At 33.9% G+C, this 19,929-nt stretch carries 22 protein-coding genes and 3 tRNA genes; 8 read left to right on the top strand and 17 right to left on the bottom strand.

From position 1 onward, the window contains the following. The 4 genes from AC3QL1_RS00335 to AC3QL1_RS00320 all read left to right on the top strand — a co-directional run bounded on the left by AC3QL1_RS00335 (position 1) and on the right by AC3QL1_RS00320 (position 3,219). The gene (locus AC3QL1_RS00335) at positions 1 to 1,374 is read left to right on the top strand and encodes a DNA recombination protein RmuC (protein WP_492494263.1); all 1,374 of its coding nucleotides are present in this window, start codon (positions 1 to 3) and stop codon (positions 1,372 to 1,374) included. A gap of 28 nt (positions 1,375 to 1,402) precedes the next feature. Continuing rightward, positions 1,403 to 1,951 carry an acyl-CoA thioesterase gene (locus tag AC3QL1_RS00330; protein WP_492494262.1) on the top strand — a complete coding sequence of 183 codons (549 nt, stop codon included), beginning with the start codon at positions 1,403 to 1,405 and terminating at the stop codon, positions 1,949 to 1,951. Positions 1,952 to 2,011: 60 nt separating this feature from the next. Next, positions 2,012 to 2,407: a VOC family protein gene (locus AC3QL1_RS00325; RefSeq protein WP_492494261.1), complete on the top strand. Its 396-nt coding sequence runs from the start codon at positions 2,012 to 2,014 to the stop codon at positions 2,405 to 2,407. A 242-nt stretch (positions 2,408 to 2,649) separates the two neighbouring features. After that, complete coding sequence (locus tag AC3QL1_RS00320; protein ID WP_492494260.1) at positions 2,650 to 3,219, top strand: YceI family protein; 570 nt, start codon at positions 2,650 to 2,652, stop codon at positions 3,217 to 3,219. A gap of 8 nt (positions 3,220 to 3,227) precedes the next feature. On the opposite strand, the gene AC3QL1_RS00315 is transcribed toward AC3QL1_RS00320, so the two are convergent. Beyond that, positions 3,228 to 4,139, bottom strand: a complete 912-nt coding sequence (locus tag AC3QL1_RS00315) for a TIGR01777 family oxidoreductase (protein ID WP_492494259.1) — start codon at positions 4,137 to 4,139, stop codon at positions 3,228 to 3,230. 97 nt (positions 4,140 to 4,236) lie between these two features. On the opposite strand from AC3QL1_RS00315, the gene AC3QL1_RS00310 reads away from it, so the two are divergent. Together AC3QL1_RS00310 and AC3QL1_RS00305 are read left to right on the top strand one after the other, a co-directional pair. After that, positions 4,237 to 4,899: a TetR family transcriptional regulator C-terminal domain-containing protein gene (locus AC3QL1_RS00310; protein ID WP_492494258.1), complete on the top strand. Its 663-nt coding sequence runs from the start codon at positions 4,237 to 4,239 to the stop codon at positions 4,897 to 4,899. Next, positions 4,896 to 6,200, top strand: coding sequence for an ABC1 kinase family protein (locus tag AC3QL1_RS00305; RefSeq protein ID WP_492494257.1), 1,305 nt, complete (start codon positions 4,896 to 4,898; stop codon positions 6,198 to 6,200). The genes AC3QL1_RS00310 and AC3QL1_RS00305 overlap by 4 nt, the downstream gene beginning before the upstream one ends. A gap of 60 nt (positions 6,201 to 6,260) precedes the next feature. Here the strand turns inward: AC3QL1_RS00305 and AC3QL1_RS00300 are convergent, their stop codons facing one another. The 11 genes from AC3QL1_RS00300 to AC3QL1_RS00250 all read right to left on the bottom strand — a co-directional run bounded on the left by AC3QL1_RS00300 (position 6,261) and on the right by AC3QL1_RS00250 (position 14,326). Then, entirely contained in the window at positions 6,261 to 7,556 is a 1,296-nt protein-coding gene (locus tag AC3QL1_RS00300) for a cryptochrome/photolyase family protein (RefSeq protein ID WP_492494256.1), read from the bottom strand. Between the two features lie 89 nt (positions 7,557 to 7,645). Continuing rightward, positions 7,646 to 8,110: an SRPBCC family protein gene (locus tag AC3QL1_RS00295; RefSeq protein ID WP_492494255.1), complete on the bottom strand. Its 465-nt coding sequence runs from the start codon at positions 8,108 to 8,110 to the stop codon at positions 7,646 to 7,648. 141 nt (positions 8,111 to 8,251) lie between these two features. Next, on the bottom strand, positions 8,252 to 8,692 hold the full coding sequence (locus AC3QL1_RS00290; RefSeq protein WP_492494254.1) for a sterol desaturase family protein: 441 nt from the start codon (positions 8,690 to 8,692) through the stop codon (positions 8,252 to 8,254). A 157-nt stretch (positions 8,693 to 8,849) separates the two neighbouring features. Beyond that, positions 8,850 to 9,689, bottom strand: a complete 840-nt coding sequence (locus tag AC3QL1_RS00285; protein ID WP_492494253.1) for a phytoene/squalene synthase family protein — start codon at positions 9,687 to 9,689, stop codon at positions 8,850 to 8,852. Between the two features lie 4 nt (positions 9,690 to 9,693). After that, on the bottom strand, positions 9,694 to 11,160 hold the full coding sequence (gene crtID, locus AC3QL1_RS00280; protein WP_492494252.1) for a bifunctional phytoene desaturase/3,4-desaturase: 1,467 nt from the start codon (positions 11,158 to 11,160) through the stop codon (positions 9,694 to 9,696). A 36-nt stretch (positions 11,161 to 11,196) separates the two neighbouring features. Further along, the gene (locus AC3QL1_RS00275) at positions 11,197 to 12,096 is read right to left on the bottom strand and encodes a MerR family transcriptional regulator (RefSeq protein ID WP_492494251.1); all 900 of its coding nucleotides are present in this window, start codon (positions 12,094 to 12,096) and stop codon (positions 11,197 to 11,199) included. A 73-nt stretch (positions 12,097 to 12,169) separates the two neighbouring features. Then, positions 12,170 to 13,132, bottom strand: coding sequence for an ion channel (locus AC3QL1_RS00270; protein WP_492494250.1), 963 nt, complete (start codon positions 13,130 to 13,132; stop codon positions 12,170 to 12,172). Between the two features lie 127 nt (positions 13,133 to 13,259). Further along, positions 13,260 to 13,760, bottom strand: a complete 501-nt coding sequence (locus AC3QL1_RS00265; protein ID WP_492494249.1) for a tetratricopeptide repeat protein — start codon at positions 13,758 to 13,760, stop codon at positions 13,260 to 13,262. A gap of 256 nt (positions 13,761 to 14,016) precedes the next feature. Further along, positions 14,017 to 14,099, bottom strand: a tRNA-Leu gene (locus tag AC3QL1_RS00260). Between the two features lie 42 nt (positions 14,100 to 14,141). Continuing rightward, positions 14,142 to 14,214 (bottom strand) — tRNA-Lys (locus AC3QL1_RS00255). A 39-nt stretch (positions 14,215 to 14,253) separates the two neighbouring features. After that, positions 14,254 to 14,326 (bottom strand) — tRNA-Lys (locus tag AC3QL1_RS00250). A gap of 126 nt (positions 14,327 to 14,452) precedes the next feature. Here AC3QL1_RS00250 and AC3QL1_RS00245 point away from each other — a divergent pair. After that, the gene (locus tag AC3QL1_RS00245; protein WP_492494248.1) at positions 14,453 to 14,971 is read left to right on the top strand and encodes a shikimate kinase; all 519 of its coding nucleotides are present in this window, start codon (positions 14,453 to 14,455) and stop codon (positions 14,969 to 14,971) included. Here the strand turns inward: AC3QL1_RS00245 and AC3QL1_RS00240 are convergent. Further along, positions 14,963 to 15,463 carry a phosphoribosyltransferase domain-containing protein gene (locus tag AC3QL1_RS00240; protein WP_492494247.1) on the bottom strand — a complete coding sequence of 167 codons (501 nt, stop codon included), beginning with the start codon at positions 15,461 to 15,463 and terminating at the stop codon, positions 14,963 to 14,965. The genes AC3QL1_RS00245 and AC3QL1_RS00240 overlap by 9 nt on opposite strands. Positions 15,464 to 15,593: 130 nt before the next feature. Next, complete coding sequence (locus AC3QL1_RS00235) at positions 15,594 to 15,983, bottom strand: RNA-binding S4 domain-containing protein (protein WP_492494246.1); 390 nt, start codon at positions 15,981 to 15,983, stop codon at positions 15,594 to 15,596. Between the two features lie 79 nt (positions 15,984 to 16,062). Here AC3QL1_RS00235 and bamM point away from each other — a divergent pair, with 79 nt between their 5' ends. After that, a complete protein-coding gene (gene bamM / locus AC3QL1_RS00230) occupies positions 16,063 to 17,235 on the top strand; it encodes a BamM family beta-barrel-assembly machinery protein (RefSeq protein WP_492494245.1) in 1,173 nt (390 codons plus the stop codon). 78 nt (positions 17,236 to 17,313) lie between these two features. On the opposite strand, the gene AC3QL1_RS00225 is transcribed toward bamM, so the two are convergent. The 3 genes from AC3QL1_RS00225 to AC3QL1_RS00215 form a co-directional block, all read right to left on the bottom strand. Beyond that, positions 17,314 to 18,267, bottom strand: coding sequence for a transketolase family protein (locus AC3QL1_RS00225; protein ID WP_492494244.1), 954 nt, complete (start codon positions 18,265 to 18,267; stop codon positions 17,314 to 17,316). 87 nt (positions 18,268 to 18,354) lie between these two features. Beyond that, the gene (locus AC3QL1_RS00220; RefSeq protein ID WP_154785687.1) at positions 18,355 to 19,206 is read right to left on the bottom strand and encodes a transketolase; all 852 of its coding nucleotides are present in this window, start codon (positions 19,204 to 19,206) and stop codon (positions 18,355 to 18,357) included. A 248-nt stretch (positions 19,207 to 19,454) separates the two neighbouring features. After that, positions 19,455 to 19,763: a hypothetical protein gene (locus AC3QL1_RS00215; protein ID WP_492494243.1), complete on the bottom strand. Its 309-nt coding sequence runs from the start codon at positions 19,761 to 19,763 to the stop codon at positions 19,455 to 19,457. Positions 19,764 to 19,929: the final 166 nt, after the last annotated feature.

Genomic DNA, 19,929 nt, shown 5'->3' with positions numbered 1-19,929 from the left:
ATGTTTGATTTTCTTCCGTTTTTAGTGGTTTTTGTAATCGCATTTCTTCCAGGTATTTACTTTGGAAAAATGTTGTTTTCGGCTAAATTTCAATCTGAAAAAGTAGGTTTAGAAGAAAGGTTAAATTCCAGTAACCATCAGCTTCAATTGCAAAAAGAACAATTTGAAAATGACAAAAGAAGCTTTGAAAAATTACTCCAGCTCAATAATGCAGAAAAGGAACACATTCGAACAGAAAAAGATAGTCTGGCAATTCAACTTTCAAAAAAAGAAGTAGATTTTGAAAATTTATGGGAACGTCATAAAGAACAAAAAGCAGAGATAACAGAGCTTCAGGAAAAATTTACCAAAGAATTTGAAAATCTGGCCAATAAAATTCTCGAAGAAAAATCGGCAAAATTTACAGAACAAAATAGTGAAAACATGAAAAATATCTTGTTGCCATTACAGGATAAAATTCATGTATTTGAACAAAAAGTAGATCAGACTCATAAAGAAAGTATCGATTATCACGCCGCTTTACGTCAGCAAATTATTGGTTTAAGCGAACTGAATGTTCAAATGAGCAAGGAAACCTTAAATTTAACCAAAGCCTTAAAAGGTGAAAGCAAAATGCAGGGAAATTGGGGCGAATTGGTTTTGGAGCGTGTTCTCGAAAAATCAGGATTAGAAAAAGGCCGCGAATACGAAGTACAGCAAAGTTTTACGAACACAGACGGCGCGCGTGTTTTGCCTGATGTGGTGATCAATTTGCCTGACGGTAAAAAAATGATTGTTGATTCTAAAGTTTCTCTTGTGGCATATGAAAGATGGGTTAATGAAGAATCAGATCTTCTTAAAATTGATTTTTTAAAAGAGCATGTACTTTCCATCAAAAGACACGTTGAACAATTGGGAAGTAAAAATTATCACGATTTATATCAAATAGAAAGTCCGGATTTTGTCCTGCTTTTTATTCCCATAGAACCCGCATTTGCCATTGCTTTAAACGAAGATTCTACCTTATATAACAGAGCTTTCGACCGCAATATCGTGATTGTTACGCCAACGACTTTATTAGCTACTTTGCGAACAATTGATAGTATGTGGAGCAATCAGAAACAGCAGGAAAATGCTTTTGAAATTGCGAGACAAGCCGGTGCTTTATATGATAAATTTGAAGGTTTTGTGATGGATTTGGTTAAAATTGGAAACAAAATAAAAGACACCAAAACCGAATATGAAAACGCGATGAACAAGCTGGTTGATGGAAAAGGAAATCTTATTTCAAGCGTTGAAAGATTAAAGAAAATGGGAGCGAAGGCCAAAAAATCGCTTCCGGAAAATATTATTATAAGAGCCTCCAATACCGACGAAAGTCAATCTCTAAATTAAACCTAACCAAAAACAGAATACAATAAACATGACTACAGATTTTAAGCCCGTTTCTTCCTCAAAAATTAGTATCTCAGAATTGATGCTGCCGTCGCATACCAACTTTAGCGGCAAGATTCATGGAGGATATATTCTACAATTATTAGATCAGATTGCCTTTGCATCGGCATCAAAATTTTGCGGTAATTATTGCGTAACTGCTTCGGTTGATACGGTGAATTTTTTGAAACCTATAGAAGTAGGCGAATTGGTTACCATGAAAGCTTCGGTAAATTATGTTGGCCGCAGTTCGATGATTGTTGGTATTCGTGTTGAAGCCGAAAACATCCAGACCGGCGCTATAAAACATTGCCTGTCTTCTTATTTTACAATGGTTGCCAAAGATAAAGAAGGTAAAAGCGTACAGGTTCCGGGACTTATTTTGTCCAGTCTGGATGAAGTAAGAAGATTTAGAAAATGCATCAAACAAATTGAAGCTAAAAAAGAAGTCGAAGAACATGCTAAAATCACGAATGTAAATTCAATAGAAGATTTAGCAAGTCTGGATAAATACAATGTTTTGTTGGAAATTGGATAATTTGCCTATCAAAATTTTTGTAAATTTAAATTACGTTATTAATAATTAAAAAATTAAAAAATGGTAAAGTTCGGATATACTATATTATATGTAGAAGATGTCGAAAAGTCAATTGTATTTTATGAAAATGTATTTGATTTTTCGAGAAAATTTATTTCACCGGATAATGATTATGGCGAATTAATTACGGGTGAAACTACGCTTTCATTTGCGTCAAAAAGTTTGGCAGGACAAAATTTAGAAGATGGTTTTATCGAAAGTAATCCTGAAGCAAAACCTTTTGCAATTGAAATAGGTTTTATAACAGATGATGTTCCAGCATTGGTACAAAAAGCAACTTCTTTTGGAGCAATATTAGTAAAAGAACCAACTCAAAAACCGTGGGGACAAATTGTTTCTTATGTGAGAGATTTGGATGGTTTTTTAATTGAGATTTGCACAGAGGTTGAAGGATAATCAATTTGCATTTTCCAACAAGTATTTCACATTTCATAATCTTATTTCAAACAATGAAAATTTCACAAATATTTAGCATAAATGTGTAACAAATAAGGCTGTTAAATTTCGTAAATTTAAGTAATATATTAATACATAGATTTTTAACGGAATATTGCCATTCGATTTTTCAAGACTGAGATAATTCAGTTGTTTTATTAGCCTAAAAAATGGAGTGACATAATTGTTTTATGCTGACGATTATGAAAAGAACTACTATACTTATTTTACTTTTTTCTGCATTTTCATTATATGCACAGGAAAAATTTACAACCAACACAGCCACTGTAAATTTTGAGGCATCTATTCCTCTTTTGGAGGAAATAAAAGCAGTAAACAGATCGGCTGTAATAGTTTTAGAACCTAAAACCAGTAATTTTGTTTGTACGGTAATCATCAAAGATTTCCGATTCAAATTAGATTTAATGCAAGAACATTTTAATGAAAACTATTTAGAAAGCGAGCGCTATCCTAAAGCAGTTTTTAAAGGTAAAATTGCACAATTTGATTTGAAAGATATCAATGATGTTGAAAAAGAATATTTGATTAAAGGAAAAATAACCGTACACGGAAAATCAAGAGAAATCGAAGTAAAAGCTTTGTTGAAAAAAGTGAATGAAGGGATACAGATTCATTCTGATTTTCCTATTCTGATTTCTGATTTTGATATTTCGATTCCGAGCAGAATAGTTTCAAAAATTTCACCAACTGCAAATACCGGATTAACAGGCGTAATTCGAAGTGATGAAATGGCGCTGGTAACTTTAAAATAAAGGCGTTGTTACGACAAACTGTTAGAAAGCGCAGTTTCAATATCATTGTATTGAAATTCGAAACCTGATTTTTGTATTTTTTCAGAAGAAACTCTTTGGCCTTCCAAAACAGCAACACTCATTTCGCCCAAAACAAACTGAAGTAAAAATTCAGGTACTTTTGGAAGCCAGATTTTATATCCATATAAATTTGCCAGTATTTTTGAGAATGAAGCATTTGTTGTATTATCCGTAATTGCAGCATTATACGCGCCATGCATTTCGATATCTGTCAAAGCTTTTAAATAAATATGGCATAAATCTTCTATGTGAATCCAGGGTAAATACTGTTTTCCGGAACCCAGAATTGTGCCAAAACCAGCTTTAAAAGAAGGAGCGACTTTTTTAAGAAAACCTTCATTTTTTCCCAAAACAATTCCGGTTCTTATTTTTACGGTTCTAATGCCTAATGAATTGATGGTATCAACGCTGTTTTCCCATTTCTCACATGTAGTTCCCAGAAAGTCGTTTGCAGGAATTTTATCTTCAGAACATATTTCCTTGGTTGTATACGCGCCATAAATTCCAATTGCAGAAGCCGAAACAAAAGCATCCAGCGATTTATTATTGTTTTTCAGTACATTATATATCAGTTCAACAGGTTTGGTGCGGCTTTCTAAAATATCTTTTTTACGTTTTTCTGTCCATCGTTTTTCAACAATTCCTTCGCCCGCCAGATGAATAATATAATCAGCTTTAAGGACCGCTTCTTCCTCTATAAAATAATTTTTTAAATCCCATCTGTAATAGGTGATTAGAGGCGTGTTCTTTCGGTCAGTACGGGTTAGAATGGATACTGAAAAACCATTGGCAATTAACACTTCTGTTAAGTATTTACCAATGAATCCTGATCCTCCGGTAAGTAAAACATTTTTTGACATGATAGTTTATAATATATTTAACAGTGCAACTTGTTTAGGTATTAGTAAAGATACTTAAACAATGCTTACCTTTAAGGCGAATTCTAAATTAAATAAAATGACCACTAAAAACAAGATAATCAGCAAAGAAGAGATCGTTTCACTATACATGGAGGAAGTTTTGGAGAAAGGACAAAAACCAAAATCTGTTTATCATTTTGCCAAGGAAAATGATTTTACAGAAGCTGAATTCTATGCTTTTTTTGGAACATTGGAAGGATTGGAAAAAGAAATTTTTAGACTCTTTTTTGTCAATACAGTTGACTTGCTTCATAAAAATGCAGAATATCAGGAATATGATATGAAAAACAAAATGCTGAGTTTTTACTTTACTTTTTTTGAAGTTTTAACTGCCAACAGAAGTTACGTTTTACAAGCTTTAAAAATAGATAGAAATCCGCTTAAAAATCTTTCTCAGTTATCTTCTCTTCGGGAAAGTTTCAAAGAATATGTTTCTGAAATTTTGACCGATGAGTATAGAATTGAACAGGAAAAACTTCAAAAATTTCAGGAAAAAGGAATTCAGGAATCGGCTTGGTTACAGTTAATGATGACCATAAAATTCTGGATGGATGATGCTTCCGCAGCTTTTGAAAAAACAGATATTTTTATCGAGAAATCTGTCAATGCTTCTTTCGAATTAATGAATGTGGCGCCATTGAATCATCTTATAGATTTAGGAAAATTTCTTTTTAAAGAAAAAATATACAGCAAACAATGAAAACAATTGATTATATCCCCACTTCAAAAATAGAAAGAGCCGGAAAACTAGTGCAGACTGGTGCAAAAATAGGAGTAAATTATGTGAAGCATTATGCTGAAAAAATGGTTAATCCTGATTTGACCCGCGATAAACTTAACGAAAACAATGCAGAAGATATTTACGACGGATTAAAAAGCCTGAAAGGAAGCGCGCTGAAAGTTGCTCAAATGCTAAGTATGGACAAAAACTTTTTGCCTCAGGCGTATGTTGAGAAATTTTCTTTGTCGCAATTTTCTGTTCCGCCTTTATCAGCGCCTTTGGTTTTGAAAACCTTTAAAACAAATTTCGGAAAAACGCCTTATGAAATCTTTGATGAGTTTAATGCTAACTCTGTCAATGCAGCAAGTATTGGACAAGTGCATTTGGCGACTAAAAATGGCAAAAAACTGGCAGTTAAAATTCAGTATCCCGGTGTTGCCAATAGTATTTCTTCAGATTTGGCTTTGGTGAAACCTATTGCGATCAGAATGTTTAATTTGCAAGGAAAAGATTCTGATAAATATTTCAAGGAAGTTGAAGACAAATTGATCGAAGAAACCAATTATTTACTGGAATTAGAACAAAGTAAAGAAGTTGTCGAGGCTTGCAGTAAAATCGAAAATATTCTTTTCCCGAATTACTATCCGGAGTTTTCATCAGAGAAAATCATCACGATGGATTGGATGACGGGAATTCACCTTTCTGAATTTACCGCAAAAAATGCCAGCCGCGAAATTGGAGACAAAATAGGGCAGGCGCTTTGGGATTTTTATATGTACCAAATTCATGTTTTGCGAAAAGTTCACGCTGATCCGCATCCGGGAAACTTTTTAGTTGACCAGCACAACAATTTGATTGCGTTGGATTTTGGCTGTATGAAACAAATTCCGGAAGATTTTTATGTGCCTTATTTTGAGTTAATCAACAAAAATGTGATTACAGATTCTGCCCGTTTTAATCAAAAATTATTCGAATTAGAGATTCTCCGTCCGGATGATTCTCCTGCCGAAATTGAATATTTTACTGAAATGTTTCATGACTTGTTATCGCTTTTCACTAAACCTTTCCAGGAAGAAACTTTTGATTTTGCAGATGAAACTTTCTTTGAAAGCATTGCAAAATTAGGAGAACGTTTCTCAAACGATACCAATCTTAAAAAAATGAATGGAAATCGTGGATCTAAGCATTTTATCTACATGAACCGTACTTTCTTTGGTTTGTATAATTTAATGTTTGATTTAAAAGCGAAGATTGTCGTAGATAATTATTTGAAATACTAATTCTTTGTTTCAGGTTTCAAGTTTCAGGTTGCGTAACTTGAAACTTGAAACAAAATTTAACTATCTCAAAATTCCCGCTTTATAAGTCGCAATCGCACGATCTCTTGCAAAAGCGTGATCGACCATTGGTTCATTATATCCCAGATCAAATTCAGGAATCCATTTGCGGATGTAGATGCCTTTTTCGTCAAATTTCTTCTGTTGAATTTCCGGATTAAAAACCCTGAAATATGGCGCAGCGTCGCAACCTGTTCCTGCAGCCCATTGCCAGTTTCCTACGTTGGATGCTAATTCAAAATCCAATAATTTTTCGGCAAAATAAGCTTCGCCCCATTGCCAATTAATAAGGAGATGTTTGCAAAGAAAACTTGCGACAACCATTCGAACACGATTGTGCATATAACCGGTTTCATTCAACTGACGCATTCCGGCGTCGACCATTGGGTAACCTGTAGTTCCGGAACACCAGCGTTTGAAATCGTCTTCATTGTTTCGCCATTGAATCCCATCATAAGCCGATTTGAAATTATGATTGACGCAATTCGGAAAGCTGAACAAAATCTGGATAAAAAATTCTCTCCAGATTAACTCACTTAAAAAAGTTTGATTTTTCTTGTTTGCCCAATTCACTAATTTCCGAATACTTACAGTTCCAAAACGCAAATGCGGCGAAAGATAAGAAGTGCTGTCTAATGCCGGGAAATCCCTTGTTTCTTTATAATCACCAATTTGAGTTAAGTTATGAGGAACTACTTTTATGGAACTTCGTTCAAAACCAATTTCGGCTAATTCAGGAAATTTAAATTTGTTTTTAGCGAAATTAGAAAACAAAGTTTTTGTGTCATATTCAAAAGCTTGCCCTGAGAGATGGTATTTCTCCAGCCATTTGTTTTTGTATGGTGTGTAAATCGTATACGGAAGTCCGTCTGCTTTTGTGATTTCTTTTTCTTCAAAAATTACGTGATCCTTAAATGAAAAGATTTCACTTTTATTTTGCTTTAATAAATCAGAAATTACCAGGTCACGTTTTATAGCGTATGGTTCATAATCTTTGTTGAAGAATACTTGTTGAATGTCATTTTCTTCTAAAAGTGATTTCCAAACTTCAGTCGTTTTTCCTTTTTTGATTAAAATTGAAGAACCAATTGCCTGAAGTTCTTCGTTTATTTTTTGGAGTGAATCATAAATAAAACTTACCCGCGCATCATTTTTCGGCAGATGTTCTAAAATATCTTCGTCAAAAATAAATAACGGAATTACTGGAAAATCAGATTGCAAAGCATTGAATAATCCGATATTATCATCCAAACGTAAATCACGTCGAAACCAGAAAAAAGTAACTTTTTGTTTTGTCATTATAGGAGATTCTGTACTTTGTTTTTTCGCCACGAATTCACGAATTAGTATATAAAATGGTAAAAAATCGCGGCTACTTCCTTATTTAATTATGCTTTTGTATTAAATAATTCTTCGATTTTATTGTAACGATAATCGAAAATTGATTTCAGTTTGTTTTTTACCATTAAAGAATTCGCAATTCGGCCTAAGAAACCAAAAGGCAAAGCATAATGCACAACGTCAGTCATTTTTGTGCCATTTTCGGTAGGTTCAAAAAAGTGTTTGTGATGCCATAAAGCATAAGGGCCAAAGCGCTGTTCATCAACGAAATATTTATTTTCTTCTGAAACCGTAATAATCGTTGTCCAGTTTATTTTAATTCCTAAAAGTGGTTTTAGCGTATACGTAATAATTTGTCCCGGATACATGCGTTTACCGTCAAAATCCTGAATTACAAAACTCATGTCGTCAAGCGTTATGGTTTGAAGATTTTTTGGACTGGAGAAAAAATCCCAACATTTTTCGATTGTGGCGTTTATATGTTGTACGGTTTCTAATTTATATACTTTCATGAAGTTTATTATTGCGAATATTTCTTAAAATACGTGAGCGTTAGGGATTGAAGTGGAGCTCTTTTTGTGTCAGGCTTTTTCTGCCTGATACAAAAAAGCGGGAACGGAAAGCCCGCCCCTTGGGGAACGCCCAAAATTACACTACATTTTATAATATTTGAAAGGAACGAATAACATTCCGAAACATTCTCCGTGCTCTTTTCCTAAATGTTTGTGGTGAATTTTATGTGCTTTTCGTAAACCAATCAGGTATTTGTTTTTGGTGTTTTTAAACCATTTAAAACGCTGATGAATCAAAACATCATGAATTAAAAAGTAGCAAATTCCATATAAGGTAACGCCACAGGCGATGAAAAACAAATAATTGAATCCGCCCTGAACGCCAAAATAAAAAAGCGTAATGCTTGGAATGGCAAAAATGACAAAGAATATGTCGTTGCGTTCAAATGTATCTTCGTATTTGGGCTGATGATGATCTTCATGAAAATACCACATCAAACCATGCATGATGTATTTGTGTGTGAGCCAGGTAACGCACTCCATGAAAAGAAAAACGCCTAAAAAGATTAAGAAAGAAATCATTTTTTATGTTTTGAATTGTTGAATTATTATTTTAAAATTTAATTTGTCATCGAGAGGAACGAAGCAACCTCACTATTATAAGACATACCGTTTGATTTAGCGAATGCAGTTGCTTCGTTCCTCGGAACGACAACACTGCAGGGAAAGCTAAAAAAAACTAAACCAGTTTTAATTTGTAAGTTACAAAAGATTGCGCTAAAAGTCCGGCTTTTGTATAATTTGAAACTCTTATTCTTGAATTTCCAATTTCGTAATAAGGCGTGTTTTTTAATTTTTTGAGTAATTTTCTATAATAGATGTACGCTGTATAAACGCCAAATTTTGCTTCGATAGGTAATTTTATAATTCCCTGATAGGCGACTCTAAAATCTTCCTCAATTTCTTTGATGATGGCGGTTTTTGCATTTTCATCAAAAGATTTTAAATCTACGCCCGGAAAATAATTTCGGTTTAGAATTAAATTATCATCTTTTAAATCTCTTAGAAAATTAACTTTCTGAAAAGCAGAACCTAATCGCATGGCTTCACTTTTGAGCTGTTCGTATTTTTGATCGTTTCCTTTTACAAAAACTTTCAGGCACATTAAGCCCACAACATCGGCAGAACCATAAATGTAATCTTCGTATTCTGTTTGGGTGTTATATGTTGATTTAATCAGGTCGAGTTTCATGCTTTTTAGAAATGCCTGAACCAAATCGTCTGTGATATTATATTGCTTAACAGCGTGCTGAAATGAGTTTAAAATTGGATTTAGGCTAATTCCGTTTTCTAAAGCTTTATAATATTCCTTTTCAAAATCATTGATAAGGTTTTCTTTATCGTAATCGTGAAATGAATCTACAATTTCATCAGCAAAACGAACAAAGCCGTAAATACTGTAAATACCATCTCTAATACTTGGCGATAACATATTTACCGCAAGCGAAAAGGATGTGCTGTAGTTTTTGGTGACCAATTTGCTACATTTGAAAGATACGGTGTCGAATAGTGATTTCATCTTTTTACGGTCTAATAGATTTTTGTATTAACTCAGCAACCAATTTTCCTGATATTAAAGCAGGTGGGACTCCAGGTCCGGGAACAGTTAATTGCCCCGTGAAATATAAGTTACGGACTTTTTTACTTTTTAGTTTTGGCCTTAAAAAAGCAGTCTGCAATAACGTATTAGCCATTCCATATGCATTTCCTTTGTAGGCATTATAATCTGTTACAAAATCATTTTTGCAGAATGATCTCTTAAATATAATATTATTTTTGATCTCTTGTTTCGTAAGTTGCTCAAAACGAGTGATTATTTTTTCAAAATACGTTTCTCGAAGTTCTTCGCTATCGTTTATTCCGGGTGCTAACGGAATGAGAAAAAAGCCGCTTTCCATTCCTTCAGGAGCGGCGGTTTTATCTGTTTTTGATGGAAAATTGGCGTAAAATAACGGAGCGTCCGGCCATTTTGGATCGTCATAAATATCTTTTGCATGCTGATTAAAATCAACATCAAAAAATAAAGCGTGGTGTGAAATGTTTTCTATTTTTTTATTGAAGCCAACAAAGAATAGAAGTGAGGAAGGTGCAAAAACACGACTTTTCCAATATTTTTCAGAATAGGCGCGGTCTTTTTCTTCCAGTAAAGTTTCGGTGTGGTGATAATCGGCGCCGCTTAAAATAATATCGGAGTTTATAATTTTTCCGTCAATTACAATTCCGGTTGCGGTTTTGTTTTCGACTATTATTTTTTCGATTGATGCATTGGTTTTAATCGTAACACCTAATTCAAGGGCTAATTTTTCGATTCCGCGAACAACATCAAACATTCCTGTTTTTGGATGCCATGTTCCTAAACCGAAATCGGCATAATTCATGAAATTATAAAAAGAAGGCGTTTTTGAAGGTTTTGCACCGAGAAATAAAACCGGAAATTCAAGAATTTGAACTAATCTTTCATTCTTAAATTCTTTTCTGATATCGTTGCTTACGTTGCTAAAAAACTGATTGAGTTTTAAAGTCGTTTGAATTGTAATTAATTCTAATGGAGAAATGCCGGGACGATACACCAAATCTTTAATCGCGATATCATAATTGCTTTTGGCTTTGCTTATAAAGTTGTCCAGTTTTTTGCCACTTCCTTTTTCGATACTTTCAAAAGTGGCTTTTATTTCTTCCAGATTATCATAAATGCTGATAAAATCATCCACGCCAAAATAAACTCTGTAAGCCGGATTTAATTTTATAAGTTCATAATAGTCTGAAGATTTTTTGTTGAAGTCCTGAAAGAAACGTTCAAACACATCGGGCATCCAATACCAGCTTGGTCCCATGTCAAACGTAAAACCATTTTTTTTGAACTGTCTTGCGCGACCGCCAATTGTGTTGTTTTTTTCGTAAATAGTGACTTTGTTTCCTTGTTTTGCCAAGTAACACGAAGCGGCTAATGCAGAGAAGCCTGAACCTATTATGGAGATAGTTTTTGTCATTTGTTTAACAAATATACAAAAACTTTAAACAAAATATTAGATCGAATCGATTGTTTCTTGCATCGAATCGAAAATTTTTATTCTTTCAGGAAGGTTTTTTGTTTCGATATGTTCTGTCATTTTACCCATAAGCCAGATTTCATTATTCTTTTGGAGTAATTTCTGTCCCATCGATTTTACATATTGATTGATAATATTGCGATCAGGCTGAATGGTCATAAATGAAACAAACGTAATGTTTTCAAAATGTCTCGTAAGATCCTGCAGGTTTTCAATTGGCATGCTTTCGCCCAGATAAATGGTTTTATATCCTTTTGATAAGATTTCGTATTGCAGGTACAAAAGTCCAATTTGGTGAATTTCATTTAAAGGCAATGAAAGAACAAAAATCCTGTCTGTTTTTGTTGGTTTTAATATCTGAAGGCTTTCCGTATAAATTAAAATCTTTTGTTTGATCAAATGACTCATAAAATGTTCATTTGCAGGAGTTATAGTTTCAGATTGCCATAACAGTCCTAATTCTTTCAAAAGAGGTAAAAAGTGATCTTTGAAAACTTCCTTAAATGATTTTTCAGAAATAAGCCAATCAAAAGTGTTGAAGAAAATTTCCTGGTCAAAATTCATCATTGCCATTTTAAAAGAAGTGATGGCATAATTTTGAGCATTTTTCTTTGAGATAATTTCGCGAACCAATTGCGGAATTTTTTCTTCTGGAAAGGTAGATATTTTAGATATTTTGTAACCATACTCGTGAAGTAAGGTTATGTTTAAAAGTTTTTGTAAGCTCTGTAAGTTATAAAGTCGAATATTAGTATCCGTTCTCATGGGTTCAAGAATGTTGTATCTTTTCTCCCATATACGGATTGTATGTGCTTTTATTCCTGATAAGTTTTCGAGATCCTTTATGCTGAAAACGGTCTTTATATTGTTTATCATTGTACATTAATTGGGTAAACAAAAGTAAAATAAAATCTGAAATTAGCTCTAAAACTTAAATAAAATGATGGGATTAAGGGAACTTTGTAGTATGATACTGATTTAATTTATCGAGATACAAAATCGTTTTAGTTCCATCCTTGCTTCTATTATACATTGTTTCGAATTTTGCGCCATAAATAATTTCGTTAAAAGTATAAGATGTTCGGGCAGCGACAGTATTACTAAACATATCATCAAAGGTGGTGATAAAAACAAGAATCTCACCATGAGTTCTTTTAAAATCTTCTTCGGTAAAATTATACAACGGACTTTCTTCTGTAATGGCATGAACTAACGTCCAACTTAATGAAAGCGCATTTATTTTGTCTAGTTCGAGATGGAGGCTGTAAAACTTGTTTGTTTTTGTACCATTTTCTTCAACGCTCATTCCCAAAGTGATTTTTGCTGTTGCATCTGTAAAATTTGTGTTTTTAAAAGGAACAAGGCGAATCATTAATGCTTTGCCATCTTTATAAGGAGCGATCAATGCGTTATGCGAAAATTTCAGGAATGCAGTTGGTTTGCTAAATCTTCCAAAAAATAATCCCGTTGCAATAGCAAAACTTAATAATCCAATTAAAGCTTCGGCTGCGGATAATGCGCTGGTTAAAAATCCGGTTGGACTAATATGTCCGTAACCAACAGTTGTGAAAGTTTGCGCGCTAAAAAAATAAGCCTGACCAAATTGGGTTAATATACTTTGTGATTGTGCGATTCCGTCAAGATGTTCGATTCCGATGGCGTAATATAAAACCGCGAAAATAAAATTGATTATAACGTAAAAGGAAAATAAAATCAACATGAATTTCCAGTTTGGCATGTCGATCATGGTGTGGTACCAACTAATACGGCGCAGGAAATTCATTCCTCTTTTTTCAATATTTGGAGTTCCGTTTTTATTTACAAATCTTCCACCGTAACTGTTTGCATTGGTTCCAAAACCGGAGTTTTCGTCTGTTTTGGCTTTATTATTTAGTTTTTTAAGAAGTGCCATTTATAGTTCATTTATAAGGCAAATGTAGTAATATCTTTTAAACGGAAATGAGTATGGTTTTTAAACAAAAAAGCAATCTGTAAAATGATATTCACAGATTGCTTTTATACTTGATTTTGGTTTTAATTTATTTACAGAAAGTAGCTCTGTTTTTTATGGCGCTTTGGCTTCCTAATTCGATTGCTTTAGAGAAGTCTTTGCAGGACTTCTTTTTCTCGCCCATTTTGTTGTAGCAAAGTCCTCTTAAATTCAGCGCTACATAATCTTTAGGATTCATCATAAGGCAATAAGAGCAGTCTTCTACTGCAGCGTCGTAATTCATTAGTTTGTAGCTTACGTTTGCTCTTCCTGCAAAAGCGTCAGAATTCATTGTGTCAAGCTCAATTGCTTTGGTAAAATCAGCAAGAGCACCCTGCAGGTCGTTAAGTTTGTATTTTGCAACGCCTCTGTTTTGATAAGCTTCTGTAAAATGAGAATTCATACTAATTGCTTTGGTGTAATCAGCGATGGCGCCTTTTGTGTTGCCGGCTTCAGCTTTTTTCATGGCTTTGTCAAAATAGGCAGTTGCAGATTGTGCCCAGGTAAGGCATGTAATCATCATAAACGATGCTAATAGTAGGTTTTTCATAAACTAATTGGGGATTAGGTTAATGGTTGATTAATTTGGAACGAATTTAGGAAAAGTTTGTTTTGGAAAGTGATTTCCGGTAAAAAAAAGTAGAAGAAATTGTTGGGAAATATTTCTGATGAATACAGATGCCCTAGCCCAGACAGGAACGGCATCCTTTTATGGTGGGGTTCACCATAAAAGATACAGTGGATGGCTGGATTAGCTTCAAATAAAAAAGGTACAAAGAAGAATAATGCTTCTTTGTACCTTTTTGTGACCATGGAGGGATTTGAACCCTCACGCCCTTGCGAGCACCACCCCCTCAAGATGGCGAGTCTACCGTTTCTCCACATGGCCTAAAATGAAAAAAGGTCAAGTAATAAATTACTCGACCTTTTGTGACCCGACTGGGGCTCGAACCCAGGACCCCATCATTAAAAGTGATGTGCTCTACCGACTGAGCTATCGAGTCATTGCTTTCAAGAAACTTATGTGATAATCACAAAATTTGTGACCCGACTGGGGCTCGAACCCAGGACCCCATCATTAAAAGTGATGTGCTCTACCGACTGAGCTATCGAGTCATTATGTTTCTTGAATGCGGGTGCAAATATAAGGAGTTTATTTTATTATTTGCAAGCATTTTTATTATAAATTTGTCTTTTTTTAATCAACATCTACAACGCCCTAGTTTATAGGGTTTTATTAAAATGAAAAAAATCGTCTTATTAGGATATATGGGTTGCGGAAAGTCAACTATTGCCCAAAATCTTTCAAAAATTACAAATATTCCATTTTTAGATTTGGATAAATGCATCGAAAAAAGAGCCAATTTATCAATAAATGAGATTTTCGAAAAACATGGAGAGATCTATTTTAGAAAATTAGAACACGAAATGTTTGTCGAATTACTTCAATCTTCAGAAAATAGTATAATAGGTTTGGGTGGCGGAACTCCATGTTATGCCAATAATCATGAATTATTAAAAAGAGAGGACCTTACATCTATATATTTAAAAGCTTCAATTGAGACTTTATATAATAGATTAATTCATAACAAAAGCAAGCGCCCGTTAATTGCTAATATGAATGAGGAAGAAATGAAAGAATTTATCGCAAAACATTTGTTCGACAGAAGCTATTATTACAACCACGCACAACATAAAGTTTCGGTTGATAAGAGAACAGTCGAAGAAACAGTTCAGGATATATTAGAAATCTTAGCTTAAAAAAGCATAATCGTCGCCGTTATCATCAAAAACCACCTGAACATGTTCTAGTAGTGATGTTGATAACGATATTCCTTTAAAATCGGCTTTTACAGGGTATTTCTTGTGATTTCTGTCAACAAGTACCGCTGTTTTGAATTTTTTAAGCGGAACGTCCAGGAAATGGCGAACGGCATATATTAATGTAGTTCCGGAATTTAAGACGTCATCTACCAAAACTAAACCTTTGTTGGAGTATTCTGCGGCGGTCAATGAGGTTTGTATAGGTGATTGTGGATTCTGTTTGTCGACTTTAACTTCGCAAAGAGAAACTTTTAATGTAGAAATGCTGCTTAATGCCAAAGCAATTTTTTCGGCAAAAACAGATCCGTTAGAAGCAATTCCGGCAATAACAACTTCTTCTTCATCAACAAAAGTCTCGTAAATTTGATACGCGATACGTTTTATTTTATGTTCGATTTCCTGATTGGTTAAGATGATGTTTTTGCTCATGATTGATTTTTTTGCTAAAGTACAAATTTAGGTTTTGAAATTCCAATATATAAAATTCCAAATTCCAATTTTGAAACATAAACAGTTTGGAGTTTTACGGTTGGAATTTGGAATTTAAAAAGTTTGGAATTTAATTTTCCTCTTCTTCATCAAAAATTTCATTTCCATATTCGTCAATATCTCTTCTGTCTTTTTTAGTTGGTCTTCCGGTTCCGCTTTTTCGATAGTGCTCTTTCGATAGTTTTAATAACTCTAAATGTGCATAAGCTTCAGCCGGAGTTTCATTTTTTCGGTACATATCGACAAGTTTTGCCCCAACACGACTTTCGGGAATATCCAAAACGGTTATAATTTGTGTAATCTGGTCTTTTCTAAAGGTAATTCTGTCCGTAGGAAAAACTTCTTTTGACGGCTTGGCAACCTGCCCATTTACAGTAATATGGTTCTTTTTACAAGCCTCAGTAACCATGTTTCTGGTTTTGTAATAACGAACACACCATAAGTATTTATCTATTCTCATAATTTTTCTAAAATCCAAGTTAAATTCTTTACAAAAATAAATCAATATTGTATCTTGCGCACCTAAAAAATTAACAATAATGAATAAATTTAAATATTATTTTATTTTATTGCTTGCTGGAATTGCAACAGTTTCTTGTAATAAAAGTGATGATGATACGCCTGTTGAACCTTTAAGAGATTATCAGGAGCAATTTAATACAGATAATGCGAATATTGAAGAGTATTTAAATACAAATTATATTACGGTAACTCAAAGTCCGGGAAATACTGAAGATCAGGATGTAGTTATTGACAGTATTACTGATCCAACGACTCAGCCTTCTATAATGTCTTATTTAAATAGTGCTACTTTTCCAAAACTATTAAGTAAAAATGTAGACATGGATGGTATTACTTATAAGATGTACTATTTGGTTTTAAGAGAAGGTACAGGAACATCTCCGGGAAATACTGATGGTGTTTTGGCAGCTTATAAAGGTGAATATATGACTCGTGTTGCAAAAACAGATAAAGCTCCAACTTATTTAAAGACTACTTTTTTTGAAGAAGTTAAGTTTCCGCAAACAAGTATAGATTTATATACGGCTATAGTTGGATGGGGTGAAGCTTTTCCTGAGCTTAAAACCGGAACTTCAACTGTACAATCAGACGGATCAATTAAATATGAAAATTTTGGGTCAGCAGTTTTGTTTATTCCTTCAGGATTAGGTTATTATTCCGGAAGTTCTTCGATTCCTGCTTATTCTCCTTTGATTTTTAATGTTAAATTTTATAATTATAAAAGGCTGGATCATGATTTTGATGGCGTTTTTGATTATCAGGAAGATATTAATGGAGATCATTTTGTAAGAGATTTTAGAAATACTACTATATATCCAAATGCTCCTGTAAATCCGGATGATACTGATAAAGATGGTATTCCTGATTTTCTAGACAGCGATGATGATGGAGATGGATTTACAACTTTCTATGAAGTTACCAAACCAGCTGGACAAATTGGTATTGTGGATGGAGTTAATTATGGAGTAAGCACATATTACCCATGGGATCCAACTGTGGATAATCCTGCGACTCCAAATGTAGATGAAACGGAGCCAAGAGGTATTCCTAGAAGACCAACAGGAGATTTGACTGATCCTACTAAACCAGAATCTGCAGCAAATCCTAGAAAATACATAGAGGCAGATTATTTAGATAATCCAAGATTAAGAATACATCTTGATAACACATATCCTATTAAGAAACCATAATAAGATTTAAAATACAGATACAAAAAACCTCGAAAGTGATTTCGAGGTTTTTTTATATAAAGTAAGAAAACTAAAAAATTATTTTCTTTTGATTACTTTTTCAACAGCTTCAACAATTGCCTGATTGTTTAATTTATATTTCTCCATTAATTGCTCTGGAGTTCCAGACTCACCAAAACTATCGTTTACAGCTACAAATTCTTGTGGAGCGGGAGTATTTAAACCTAATACTCTTGAAATGCTTTCTCCAAGACCTCCAAGAATGTTGTGCTCTTCTGCAGTTACCACACATTTTGTTTTAGCCAATGATTTAAGAATCGCTTCTTCGTCAAGTGGTTTAATAGTGTGAATGTTGATTACTTCAGCAGAGATTCCTTTTGCTTCAAGAGCTTCTGCAGCAATAAGAGCTTCCCAAACTAAATGTCCTGTTGCAACGATTGTAACATCAGTTCCTTCGTTTAATAAAATAGCTTTTCCAATTACGAAAGGCTCATCAGCAGGAGTGAAGTTAGGCACAACCGGACGACCGAAACGTAAATAAGCAGGACCGTGGTGATCTGCTAATGCTAATGTAGCAGCTTTAGTCTGATTGTAATCGCAAGTGTTGATTACAGTCATTCCCGGTAACATTTTCATTAAACCAATATCTTCAAGGATTTGGTGTGTTGCTCCGTCTTCACCAAGTGTTAAACCAGCGTGAGAAGCACAAATTTTTACATTTTTATCAGAATAAGCAACTGATTGACGAATTTGATCGTAAACTCTTCCTGTAGAGAAGTTAGCGAAAGTTCCTGTAAAAGGAATTTTTCCTCCAATTGTTAAACCTGCAGCAATTCCAATCATGTTAGCTTCTGCGATTCCGATTTGGAAAAAACGCTCCGGGTGATTTTTTTTGAAATCATCAAATTTTAATGATCCAATTAAATCAGCACAAAGTGCTACAACTTTTTCGTTTTTTTGACCTAATTCAGTCATTCCCGCTCCAAAACCTGAACGAGTATCTTTACTTCCTGTATTTGCGTATTTTTTCATTGTTTTTCTTTTGAGATGCCAAGTTTCTAAGTGAATAAGTATCTGAGTTTTTAGACTGAGAACTGATCACCGTGACTGAACACTTTTTTAATAATCGATTTGATCTGCAGAATAGTTTTGAGCTAAAGCACTTGCCAACTGATCGTTGTTTGGTGCTTTACCATGCCATGCATGTGTGTGCATCATAAAGTCTACACCATTACCCATTTCAGTGTGTAATAAAATACAAACTGGTTTTCCTTTTCCTGTTCTTGATTTTGCATCTGTTAATCCTGCAATGATGGCATCGATATTGTTTCCTTCTGCGATTTCTAAAACATCCCAGTCAAAAGCTTCAAATTTAGCGCGAAGGCTTCCCATTGCTAAAACTTCGTCAGTTGTTCCGTCAATTTGTTTTCCGTTAACGTCGATTGTTGCGATAAGGTTGTCTACTTTTTTAGCAGAAGCATACATAATTGCTTCCCAGTTTTGACCTTCCTGCAATTCACCATCACCGTGTAAAGTATAGATCAAATGATTGTCTCCATTTAATTTTTTTGCCTGAGCAGCACCAAGAGCTACAGATAAACCTTGTCCTAATGAACCAGAAGCCATACGTACACCAGGTAAACCTTCGTGAGTAGTTGGGTGACCTTGTAAACGTGAGTTTAGTAATCTAAACGTAGCTAATTCTGAAACAGGGAAATAACCGCTGCGAGCTAAAACGCTATAAAAAACAGGAGAAATATGTCCGTTTGAAAGGAAGAAAATATCTTCTCCAATTCCGTCCATATCAAAACCTTCTTTACGTTCCATTATATTTTGGTATAGCGTTACCAAAAATTCAGTACAACCTAGTGAACCACCTGGGTGACCTGAGTTGACAGCATGTACCATTCGAAGAATATCTCTTCTTACTTGGATAGTTAAATCGCTTAATTGTTGTGTGTTAGGCTTCATTTTATGTGTAAAAGTTAAACTGTTGCAAAAGTAAATTTTATTTTGCGGGGAGACAAATGATTTTCTGCATTAGTTTGATACAATTGTTAAATTCTGCTTCTTTTTTTATTGATGTGAAAAAAAACTTTTAATTCTTGTGGATAGTGTATAAAAAGTTTGCCACAGATTAAAAGACTAATTTGATTTGAAAATCAGTACGAATCTTTTAATCTGTGGCAAAAAAATATTGCATTATGGGCAAAAAAGGCTTATTCTGTATCGCTGTCGCTGTAGAAATTATTTTCTTCGTCTTCTGAACCAACATCTTCCAGCTCGTCATCAAGTTCAGAACCAGGAATGTCTAAATCATTTCCGAGTTTATCGCTGTTTTGTTTCCAATCATTGTCATAATTGTCATTGCTAATGATTGTTCTTTCGCCTGAAATTCCTTCAGGATCGATATCCTCCAGTTTTTCTTCCTGATTGTAGATGTCTTCGTTTGCAGGATAATCAAGATTGTCAAGATTTCTTTCAATTCTCTCTTCGGTTGTCGTGTTTTTATTTTCTGAATTTATCATGATTTCTATAATTTAATGGATATTAATTTTGTTTTTTTTCTATTTCAATAAAATTAAGAAATGAATAGTCTTCTTGTGTTACACATTATTAATGTGGTTGTTGTAACTTTTACATTTGATTTATTATAAAGTTTATTGTTAAGCAGTCAGTTCTTTTGCGTTAGGG

Source organism: Flavobacterium sp. GW823-FHT04A11, assembly GCF_058796535.1.
The sequence above is the reverse complement of the archived record's forward strand: the minus strand, read 5'-3'. Positions and strand labels throughout refer to the sequence as shown.